Annotated in this window: 10 protein-coding genes; 1 reads left to right on the top strand and 9 read right to left on the bottom strand. The window is 37.3% G+C overall.

Translation table 11 applies throughout. The annotated features are described in order from the left end of the window. Nucleotides 1-387: 387 nt before the first annotated feature. Nucleotides 388-1,161 carry a DNA and RNA helicase gene (locus tag QRN68_RS16930; RefSeq protein ID WP_285398084.1) on the bottom strand — a complete coding sequence of 258 codons (774 nt, stop codon included), beginning with the start codon at nucleotides 1,159-1,161 and terminating at the stop codon, nucleotides 388-390. Nucleotides 1,162-1,210: 49 nt separating this feature from the next. On the opposite strand from QRN68_RS16930, the gene QRN68_RS16925 reads away from it, so the two are divergent. Further along, nucleotides 1,211-1,369 carry a hypothetical protein gene (locus QRN68_RS16925; RefSeq protein WP_285398083.1) on the top strand — a complete coding sequence of 53 codons (159 nt, stop codon included), beginning with the start codon at nucleotides 1,211-1,213 and terminating at the stop codon, nucleotides 1,367-1,369. A 30-nt stretch (nucleotides 1,370-1,399) separates the two neighbouring features. On the opposite strand, the gene QRN68_RS16920 is transcribed toward QRN68_RS16925, so the two are convergent. The 8 genes from QRN68_RS16920 to QRN68_RS16885 are packed head-to-tail and all read right to left on the bottom strand — an operon-like array spanning nucleotide 1,400 to nucleotide 10,192. Beyond that, a complete protein-coding gene (locus QRN68_RS16920) occupies nucleotides 1,400-4,048 on the bottom strand; it encodes an acetate and sugar kinases/Hsc70/actin family protein (protein WP_285398082.1) in 2,649 nt (882 codons plus the stop codon). A 24-nt stretch (nucleotides 4,049-4,072) separates the two neighbouring features. Further along, the gene (locus QRN68_RS16915; RefSeq protein WP_285398081.1) at nucleotides 4,073-4,768 is read right to left on the bottom strand and encodes an iron-dependent peroxidase; all 696 of its coding nucleotides are present in this window, start codon (nucleotides 4,766-4,768) and stop codon (nucleotides 4,073-4,075) included. Beyond that, nucleotides 4,759-6,036: a normocyte-binding protein gene (locus QRN68_RS16910; RefSeq protein ID WP_350224358.1), complete on the bottom strand. Its 1,278-nt coding sequence runs from the start codon at nucleotides 6,034-6,036 to the stop codon at nucleotides 4,759-4,761. The genes QRN68_RS16915 and QRN68_RS16910 overlap by 10 nt, the downstream gene beginning before the upstream one ends. Before the next feature lies 1 nt (nucleotide 6,037). Further along, entirely contained in the window at nucleotides 6,038-7,684 is a 1,647-nt protein-coding gene (locus QRN68_RS16905) for a serine/threonine protein phosphatase (RefSeq protein ID WP_285398080.1), read from the bottom strand. A gap of 49 nt (nucleotides 7,685-7,733) precedes the next feature. Further along, nucleotides 7,734-8,573, bottom strand: a complete 840-nt coding sequence (locus QRN68_RS16900) for a PP2C family protein-serine/threonine phosphatase (protein WP_285398079.1) — start codon at nucleotides 8,571-8,573, stop codon at nucleotides 7,734-7,736. Between the two features lie 6 nt (nucleotides 8,574-8,579). Beyond that, entirely contained in the window at nucleotides 8,580-9,104 is a 525-nt protein-coding gene (locus tag QRN68_RS16895) for an FHA domain-containing protein (RefSeq protein ID WP_285398078.1), read from the bottom strand. 41 nt (nucleotides 9,105-9,145) lie between these two features. After that, a complete protein-coding gene (locus tag QRN68_RS16890) occupies nucleotides 9,146-9,721 on the bottom strand; it encodes an FHA domain-containing protein (protein ID WP_285398077.1) in 576 nt (191 codons plus the stop codon). 36 nt (nucleotides 9,722-9,757) lie between these two features. Next, a complete protein-coding gene (locus QRN68_RS16885; RefSeq protein WP_285398076.1) occupies nucleotides 9,758-10,192 on the bottom strand; it encodes a J domain-containing protein in 435 nt (144 codons plus the stop codon). Between the last annotated feature and the right edge of the window lie 59 nt (nucleotides 10,193-10,251).

Below are 10,251 nucleotides of genomic sequence, written 5' to 3'. Positions count from 1 at the left end.
TCTCTCCTTCGATTTCTATTATTCGTTTTATCTCATAACCTTGTATTTTTTTGCTCTCCTATTAAAGGAAAACTCAGCTGGCATGATCGAAAATAGTTCGGCATTCGGAACGAAATTTTTTCCTTCCATGACATGCTGATCAATGACGGCACATCCTACTCATCTATATTGAAAAATCCAGTAAAGGTCGATTTTGTAGCTCGATCTGTTCCTCCTGTTAAGGGTTCTCATGCGGTGTTGCTCTTCTTATAATGCCGCTTCCTTTTGGGCTAATTCATGTTGTTCTTGCTCTCGCATTTCATTTCTAAGTGCAATAATTTTTTCATCTAAAAATTTCAACCCATTCACCTTCCATTTCTTGAACATTTTTTCACCAGTAGACTCCAGCTAGTCAACAATCATGCGCTTTGGACGCCCTTTACCATGTCCTGTCATACGACCACCGCCCTTGGATTCTAATAAAATACGGTTTAAGTATTTATGAATCTGGCTATTAGATAACGTTTGGTAGTCTAGCTCTAGTCGATTGCAAATATAGAAATTGATCGCATCTCGTTGAACCCGTTCCTGATTTAAGCACTCTAAGGCAAAAGCTATATCATATGGATTAGATGGCCGATTTTTTAACAGCTCTCGTGCAAAATAGTGCAAAATAATTGGATGATATGTGCTTTTTTGTAGGCCTGCATACTGACAGTGAAGATAATTGACTGTATTGTATTCAGTAGCAAAATCGAGAAAATCAATATGCTCTGAGCGCAGTTTGGCACCTAATTTTAATTTAAAGCGCGCTAATTCTAGCTCATTATGTGCAAGCTCTATTGAATGATCTAGGACAATGTTTGTTGTGTAATTTGTAAAATCTAATTCATTCACTTCTTCAGCAAATCGTACTTTAAGAATTGTTTCATTCCCCGATGCCTCATAAGGAAGCTCATAGCTATTATGCAGCATATACAGCTTTCCATTATGCTTGACAATACCTTGTGTAATGATGAGACTTGCATCGTCTACAATAATGTTGACGCCAGCAATAATGCCATCAGAATAGTCTTGGAAATACAAATCTAAAAATTCTCTCGGGTAATCTCGCAAATTTTCCAGCATTTCTCGCTTTAAAATGCGACCTTTTTGAAAATGTGGATATTGATTGGCAAACAAGCTGTCACCCACCTCTTTTCTCTTTATTTCACTACATCCTCCAGAGGCTTTGGGCCAACATAATGTTGGTCACTCAGTCTTTGCCACAGGACATGGCGTTCTTAGACGGAGTTCCTCTATTTCAGCGGATGTCTTTTGTACCGAAAGCACAGCGACAGGTACAAGTGTCTTTTGTACTGAAAGCGTAGCGACAGGTACAAGTGTTTAGACACCCGCTGAAAAAAGTTAAAAGCATGCTTTACTTTAATCCATCAAAGAAATCTAGCTCAGACAAATCTGTTTCAAAAGCAAAGAATTCCTTCCTTCCCATAAACAGCTGTTCGTCTTTTCTTGTTACCGGTACGACATGGAAGCCCCAATGATCTACTCCTGCGAAGACAAAGAACTTTACTTCCCCATTAGCGATGGAATCCGTCTCGTCTTGTGGAATTTTATCGTGATAATATGCCGCGATATTCTCATACAGAACAGGCGCAAAATCCTCTTGACGATTAAAGTAAGTGTATTTATACGATGTCTGATTGTCGCTACCAGTTAGGAAGAATTCAACCTCTGTGACACCCCACGGACGAGAAATCGTGCCGTGAATTTGATTTAGCCTTTCTAAGCTACTGATGAGTAATTTTTCCTGACGATTATGTGTAAAGGCGCTAACCGTATAAGGTACTACTGGTGCATGATTCGTTACTTCCGTTTCGATCATGCCTATCTTTTTCGCATTTAAATAACGAAGTGCTCCTCTTAGGCAAGCAAGCTTTAGTTCAGGTACTTTGCCGACATTTTCAGCTTTTTGCCTAAATTCAATGCTGCGTCCTGGTACAAATTCCTTTAATGCCTCGCGAAACGCATCGATTTTACAGGATTGTCCAGTTAGTTTGATAATGGAATATTCACCCAAAACCCCACTCTCATAAAACTCCTCTAAAAATTCTCGCACAATATCATAAATATCTGCCTTAATGAGATGGTTGATTTCCTTAATGTTGAAAAAGACATTTGGATAGTCATAAACTTCCTTAAATTGATTGTTTTCTAGCATGGACAGACACCAGCGATCTACCGCTGTAACATTTAAATCACTATCCTGTTGCATATCGCTGTCCGAATAAAAACGACTTCTTAAAATACCTGTTTTTCGGAAAAATTCTTTCTTCATTTCCTCTGCCATTTCCCATAAGAAATAATAATTATTGCGGACACGTAGGTATTCATCTCGTGTTCGGTTTTCATACTCTTTAAAGCGAGTAGGGATGATGTACTCGGCCTCTACAAAGGCTTTTTCGAATTGCTCGTACACTGCTTCTGTGCCGTAATCGTCTACATATCGATAAATATCCTTACCAGGAATATCAATTAATGCGTCGATATCATAAGCATTTTTTCCTCGACTATAATAGTTCGCAAAAACAATTTTCATAAATTGAAAAATACGATATGTAATATTGTTGCCACCAAAATTCGTATCTCCATTTTCATACGTTGTATGAATATCAATTTTGTAAGAAATACGCCCATCCTCTATTCGAAACTTGCAGGAGGAAAGGTCTGTAGTTCCACCTCCACAATCGATTACGAGTGCATTATATTGCTTGCCATCCAAAAAGCTATTATTTTCTATTTGATTGGCGATCGTATTATATAGAACCGCCATACCTTCATCGAGGGCATGCTCCGTTTCGATTTGATATTCAGGTAAAATCGCATGAAACATATCTAAAAATTGCGTTTTCAGCTTAACGGGACTAGAAATATGCACATGCTTGAAGCGACATTTAAATTGATGCTCCGCCATTCGAATAATATAAAGCAAAAACTCTCTTAAAATTTGGCTTCGTGGGACAAGTGCCGTATTTCCGTTAGCATCCATGACCTCTTCCAATTTGGCATAATTACTTACCCAGCGTTTAATGCCTTGGAATTTCGTCGCCAATGATGTATAGCTATTTTTTTTCATCATTTTTAACGCTTCATAGCCGAAATGATAGCTTACTTGTTCTGAATTCGAGCAATCTGCTACTGTCATGACAGTCGGCACTACTTCAATCCATTCATTTTGATGGAGAGGGTCTGGAAATTGGACAAAATTGATGCTATTTAGCTGAATTCTTTCATTTAATAAATCATGACTGCAAGGGGAAGAGACATAATCACTCTCTAAATAGACACCAGCCGTTGTATTTGTTGTTCCAAAATCAATGGCAAGAATGGCATTGGTTGTTTCTAGCTGTTTTATTTCTAAATCTGGTATTGGCACCTTATAGTAGTGAAGATTTGTAGGCGGAAGTGGGGTTTCCTGATAGTAAGTCTTATAAATATACTCAGAATCTTGCTTTCTTAAAAAAATAAAGCTATAGTTTTTATTTTTTGTTTTCCGGATACCAATCGCTTCGTCAGCAGCAAAGAAATACTGATTTGGGACTTCGTCGTCTTTTAGAACATTCAAAATACCGCACAGCTCCAATTGCTCATTTACTAGCAGTACATTGGATTCAACAAGAAAACCGCCTGTTTCTACGAAATATCGATCAGGTTTATCAATCTTCATTCCACTATATAAGCTCATTTTGGCAGGAATTTTAATATCACCATTGTCAGACATAGGTGTTTTTAAATACTTTTGCATGGCCGCTTCGACTCTTTCAAAGCCCCCATCCTTGCTTTCTCTAATAAGAGGGTTTTCTTCAGCGCCACGATATCTTAATATCTTGTCGATTAACTCGTCTCTTGTCAGTGTATTAATAAGCCCTGTCACCAATTTTTCCTTATAACAAATATTTCTAAGCTGGAAGGTTGTCATTTCCATTAATTCTACACGTGTATAGGTCATATATTTCTTTTCTGTATAGCGCTTATTGGCATAAAGTTTATACGAATATTTAGTCGTCATTCAAAAATCCCTCCTCTGCTCTGTTTAGTAAAGAACTATTCGATCTAGCTTCATCGTTTCCTCTGCATCCATAATGCCGAAGTGATATTGCCAATAAACCTCTATACGAAAGCCAATTGGCATGAAAATTTCTTGTACTAGCTGTACCTTTCGCTGATTTTGTTCTGTGTGCTTCTGAGGTATGTACAAAAGCAACTCATCCTGCCCCTCTGATTTCACATAAATTATGCAATGCTTAAAGAGCCTTTTCAGCGTATCTTTTAATAAGTAGATTTCTTCACCTGTTTGGTAAAGTCTTAGCATATTCAGGACAACTATTTCTTGCTCCTTTTTCGTAAAGGCTTGAATATTGTCACGTACTAAATTGCCAAAGATATTTGCTTCGATTTCTCTTAGAATAAAGTGAATAAAGAACTCTCTTTTATTCATGCCCTGCATACGATCAATTTCAGCTAAGAAATGCAAGGCGATGTCAAAAAGATAGTCCCTAAACTCTATATTTGTAGTATTATCCGGATGGAAAAGATTATTAAAAATTTCAAAATAGCGATAATATGGATTTACTTCAACATGCTGTTCAACAAACTGTGCATTTAATAGTTGTGGACTAAGTTCCATATAGGGCGAATACGTTGTGGCAAGGTTAAAATAAATATCCTTTTTAGAAAGGCCCTCATCTTCAGCTTTAATAAGCAAATCCCAAATATAGTTCATAGCCAAACACCTTCACATTTATATTCAAAAAAATGTCGTTGTACTTCCGATACGAGGAAGCTCAATATGTCATTTGAAATAAAGCTTCTTTCCTCTTTCGCCTTAAACTTTAGTAGCATCGTTTTTTTATGACCATTATCGCCTATCATTTCCGTTAAGAAAGGATTCGCAGAGTGACTAAAGCTTGTTCCTGAAAACGAGTCCAATATGTCAACATCAACAAGCTCAAGTCTATTGGCTACCTCGAAGGAATTAATCATACGAGTAATTTCGCCCTTCGTTTTAATACTAGCAGTATACTTACTAGCAAATTTGTGCATAAAATGCTCTATTCGTCGATTTGATACAAGCTCGTAATTTAATTTCCCGATCTTCTCGTCTTCCATTTTTACAATTTTCACAAGCTCCCAAACCCCTGATTTATCTTGCGGTGAAACAACTGTCAATTCATTGTCCGAACGTTTAACGTAGCGAACACTTTGCTCATCAGCTTCGACAAGATAGCCATGCTGGTTTCCGGTTTTTCGTAAGGAAAGGACATGCTCAAAATTCACCTTATCAACGGCCGGGACAGGAAACCCAACATTTTTCAGCGTATGCCGTTCAATGTTCCAAAGCGGCACCATATTCAGTCGTTTTTTCTGCTCATACTCCTCTAAATCAATGATGATTTCAGTGATTTCAACATCTTCGTTTAAAGAAGGACAATCCACCAAATTTACATCAAAAAATTTATAAGCGAATGGGTGATTGATTGTTTTCCATGGTAAGCCATTTATTTGGAAAATCGGATAAAGCCTGTCGATTTCTTGCAAATAGTCGGTGTTTCTCGTAAGACTGACCTTAATCTCTACTTGTCCTTCTGTCGTTACTAGCCTTCCACTGAAGTGTCGCTGCTCAGCAAGTAACTGTTGAATTTGCATGGAATCACATTCTAGAAATAATGTGAACAGTACTGCCGTTTTATATTTTTTAAACGATTCAAGTAGTTTTTCAATTTTGATTGGTTTACTTTCTATATCAGCTGATCGCATCGGGAATAAGCATTCATGAATGGGATCAACATCTTCCTTGGAACTAAGCGTTACATAAATGTCAAACCTATCCTCTGCATTATCTATTTCGTTGAATATGCGCTCCTCAAGTCTTTTGTTCATTTCATCCTGATAATCGATTAAATTTACAAAAACGCCACTGACAATATCCTTTAGTAGCTGACGTTGTTCTAGATCCTCTATTTTACGTAACCGTTCAAACATGAGCTCTTTTATCAATTTATTTTCCCTCTTTCATCACCTCAGAGTCAGATGGCTGATCGGCAGCTGTCCCTTCATTCATAGGTGGAGTTTCTTCCTCAGGTACTGCTTTACCAGCTGGTGGTCCTTGAGGAACAGGATTTAATTTATCATTGGCGTTCATAACCTTTCGCTCTAGACCTAAAACCTTTGATAGTAGCTCTGTCTCCTGATAAATTTCCTGTGCAAGTGTATAATATTCAATTGCTTTTCCGTACTCTTGGCTTGCATAGCTCTGATCCCCGCTTTTTTCTAAGCCTTCAGCCTTCAATTCCTTCTGGGCCTTTTTCAATTCAGCTATTTTAGCCTCTGTCTCTTCTATTTTCGTCTTTATTTGAGGTTCGCCAGTATAAGCAATGGTAAGGGCTTTTTTTCTGGCTTTTTGATACGCTGCAAGAGCCCCATTGTAATCCTCTGACTCAAATCGAAAATCTCCATCTTTCACAGCTTCAGCAATTTGTACAATGGTATCCATATTAGCGATTCTTTGCTCGATTGCTTCTTTTCCAAAATCATCAATGAGCTTGCCTTCCTTTTTAGCCTTTTCATATTGCTCAAGCGCTTCATTAAATTTTCCTTCTTCTGCCAACTTATCCCCATTAATGATCAGCTCAGTAATTCTTAATTTTTTCGCTAGCAAATTCCTATGTATTGGGTCGTTCAATTTCTTTGCTGCATTTCTACCCTCGCTATATTCCAGAAGCGCCTTTTCATAATTTCCATCTTGAAAATAAAGATTTCCGCTCTTTTCATGATCTTTCATTTCCACGGTTAATTCGGCCATTTTTTTCCCTTGTTTTGCTTGATAATAAATTGCACCTCCACCTACGATTAAAGTTACGATTAATGCAGCTGCAATCATTTTGATGTATTTCATCTTTTTCTTGTTCGTTTCCTGGTAAACCTTGTTAACGAATATAGCAGCGATTGTGTAATTATTAACAACCTTCCTTTGCCTGCTTAAAAGTACCTCTTCTAATAAATCAGTATATTGCTCCGGCTCTTTTACATCTTCCAGCGCATCTGCCATCTCAATTTCACCGACATCTTCCCAAAAGCCGGCTGTACAAAGCACTAATACATCGCCATCCATTAACTTCATTTTTTTAGAGACAAAAGGCTGAAAATCATTTGGTTTGCCAAGATAATTTAGCAGATTGGTTCTTTCCTCATGCTGACTAATATCTAACGAACGGTTCCTATTACTCACTAGCTCTTGTGCCAAGCTTTGATCAGTGCTTTTAAACGATAAAGTGCCATTGCGAAAATGATACAGTCTCGAGTTTCCTGCAACTGCAACAATCATTTTTGAGTAATCTGATACGACCATAACGATACTAGCTTTTAATCTTACTCTTAAGCTTTGATTTTGCAGTATGTTCTGCGCATATCTTATATATTTTTTGATACTTCTTCTGGACATGGATGGCTTTTCCATAAATTTTTCTAAAATTGCCTTCACCGCAAGCTCTGCACTACTTATTTCCTGATCTGAATCTAACCCCTTCACAGCTACCCAGCAGGCTACATCGTCCAGCTCTGTATAGGCAAAGTAATCTTTATTTTGCAAAAATGAGCCCGCTTCGGATAAAAAGCTTGTTTTAAAGTTGCTATTTTCCTTTCTCATGATTCCCCTCCTCGACTATTAGTAGTAAGAGCTCTGACCGATAAAATGATTACCATGTTTTTTCTAGGATGACGATGGTTGCATTATCTTGATTTTTTAAGCGTTTTTGTTCAACAGTTTTAATGATGTTTTGTGCAATATCATACGGTGGAGCGTGCTGAGAGAGAATTTTCTCCATTTCAACCTCTGTTATCGTATCGTAGACTCCATCACTAAATAGACATACCTTGTCCCCTTTTTGTAGCTGAATCGGACTTTTTCCTATATCTAGATTTTTAAAGCCTTCATATCCTAAATAATTGATAAGTCTCTTTTTCAAAGGATTTTCCTGTACTTCAAGCTGCGATATTTCACCAGAAATATAACGCTCTGTTAAAACTGATTCAAAAATATGCTTTTGATTGATAGCGATAAATTCTCCGTTTCGAAAAATTGTTATCACACTATCTCCTACGGCTCCCCAGTGAAGAAATCCGTTGTTATCAATAACGACCGCCACTAATGTCGTACCACCATTAGAGCCATTTAAATTTTCGAGTATCATATGGTTACTCGCTAAAGCAGTTTCCTTAAAAAATTTTTCTAAATTGTTTAGGCCACTTAGCTTTTTGAATTCTTGTATAAATGTCGTGACAGCAACGGTACTTGCCATCCTACCGTTAGCTAATCCACTGATGCCGTCTGCCAGGACAGCAATTGTTCCATAATTCGTTTCAGTTGTAGAGAAATAGTCATCCTGCTCATCCCGTCTACCAATTGTTTGACCATTTCCAATTTCAATTTTGTTTTTTTCAACTTTTTGCGTAAGCATGCTTCTAATCATTAGTAATGTAATGATTACAATAATAAATACTAGCGCAATTATGTATGGCAGTAGTTCCAGTCCCATTTATCATCATTCCTCGCTCTGGTTGTTTTCCCATTCAAAGTGAACGCCACATAAAGGAATGAAAAGAAACATACTTCCACCTAATTGGATAACATCATATGCCGCTAGCTCTGTTGGCGTATAAACCGCTTCATTGTTAAGATAGGCCAATCCCGATGCATCTCCAGGCAGTAAATAGAAATTCCTTTTTTTAGGGTCATAAACGATAACAGCATGGTTACGCTTAGAAATTGAATTATCTCCAACAATTCGAATGTGCATATCTTCTGCTCTACCTATAAAGTTCTTTTCCGATAAAATTCTATAATCTCGCCCCATTTGAGGTCCTTCAATACAAACTAGCCATCCCGTTACCGGATCGATTCCATCCATTTCTCCGAGATATGGCATTGTCTTATCATCAACATCTACTGTTGTTGGCTGACTGCTTGACCTTTGCTCCTGCTCCACCATTACATTGCAATATGGACAAACATTTCTATGTCTTCTTGAACTAAACATGTGACCATTTGTACATCTAATCAAACTCATTTTCGCTATCCCCCGTCTGTGTTACGAATCTTATTTTTTCTCTATTTCACTAAAATTCGTGTATTTGCTATGTATATCGTATCTCCATTACCTATGGGGTAAGGGTTTTCGTGCTTTAATCTATTTTTTACGCGCTTATGAGCTTTTTTGATACCCACACCATTGACAGAATCAATGTCCTCTATGTACCATACTCCAGATACACAATTTAATACGGCATGCTCATAGTTGATGAGTGATTCATACTCTGTACCACTTAAGTCAATATCTGCCTGATTGCTAGCTGAACTTTTTCCAATAAGTAATGAAGTTTGTTCATCTATCTCCCATTCCTCAACTTCCACTCCCCGATCATTGAGGAGAACTAGCTTTCGAATGTCCGTTTTGGTCACATCAAATTTCGTTACTTTTGTTTCATATTTCATAGAGCCAAAAATAATAGCGAGTATGACCATCACTATACCAATCATCGTTTTCAAAAGAACATCCTGATTCATGACAAATACATAAAGAATGAAAAAGAAGGCGACTGTAACAATAATGATATCGATAATTTTTATAATCATTTGTTTCTTTGTGTTTTCACTGTATACATCCGTTGAATTTTGGTCATACATGATCTTACACTCCTTCATACTAGCTATGGCTTTGTATTACCTGTTAAAAAATCGTTCAAATAAATCAGTTGTATCTAACGGATTCTTCTTTGCATTCTTATTAAGGGTTGATGATGTTTCCTTTGTTTTAGGATTAAAGCCAAAAAAATGCTCAAAGTTCTTTTCAATATTGTCCATATTGAAATCTGGCTTTTTTTCAGTAGACTGTTGGTGTGAAGATTGTTTTTCACTTGTCTGTCCTCTACTCCAACTTTGACCCGCTCCGTCTAGTCGCGCGTCATACGCCTCTCTTGAAGCCTGATCCTTCAGTACTTTGTATGCCTCTGTCACTTCTAAAAAAATCTTTTCAGATTCTTTACTTCCACCGCTCACGTCTGGATGATGTTTTTTTGATAGCTTCCGATAAGCGACTTTTATTTGATCTTGTGTGGCGTCTCTACTGACACCTAAAGTTTCATAATGCGTTTTCATGTTTTTTCATCCCCAGTATTAGGATTATTCAAAATTATCTAAGGAACTATGAAAGTCCC

This window comes from Lysinibacillus sp. fls2-241-R2A-57, from assembly GCF_030209535.1.
Taxonomy (GTDB): domain Bacteria; phylum Bacillota; class Bacilli; order Bacillales_A; family Planococcaceae; genus Lysinibacillus.
This window is presented reverse-complemented; position numbering and strand designations above follow the sequence as displayed.

What these genes read in the sequence shown, in the direction of transcription:
- QRN68_RS16890 (WP_285398077.1), bottom strand. Translation starts at nt 9,721, where the DNA reads ATGTATGACCAAAATTCAACGGATGTATACAGTGAAAACACAAAGAAA.
- QRN68_RS16920 (WP_285398082.1), bottom strand. Translation starts at nt 4,048, where the DNA reads ATGACGACTAAATATTCGTATAAACTTTATGCCAATAAGCGCTATACA.
- QRN68_RS16895 (WP_285398078.1), bottom strand. Translation starts at nt 9,104, where the DNA reads ATGAGTTTGATTAGATGTACAAATGGTCACATGTTTAGTTCAAGAAGA.
- QRN68_RS16905 (WP_285398080.1), bottom strand. Translation starts at nt 7,684, where the DNA reads ATGAGAAAGGAAAATAGCAACTTTAAAACAAGCTTTTTATCCGAAGCG.
- QRN68_RS16885 (WP_285398076.1), bottom strand. Translation starts at nt 10,192, where the DNA reads ATGAAAACGCATTATGAAACTTTAGGTGTCAGTAGAGACGCCACACAA.
- QRN68_RS16900 (WP_285398079.1), bottom strand. Translation starts at nt 8,573, where the DNA reads ATGGGACTGGAACTACTGCCATACATAATTGCGCTAGTATTTATTATT.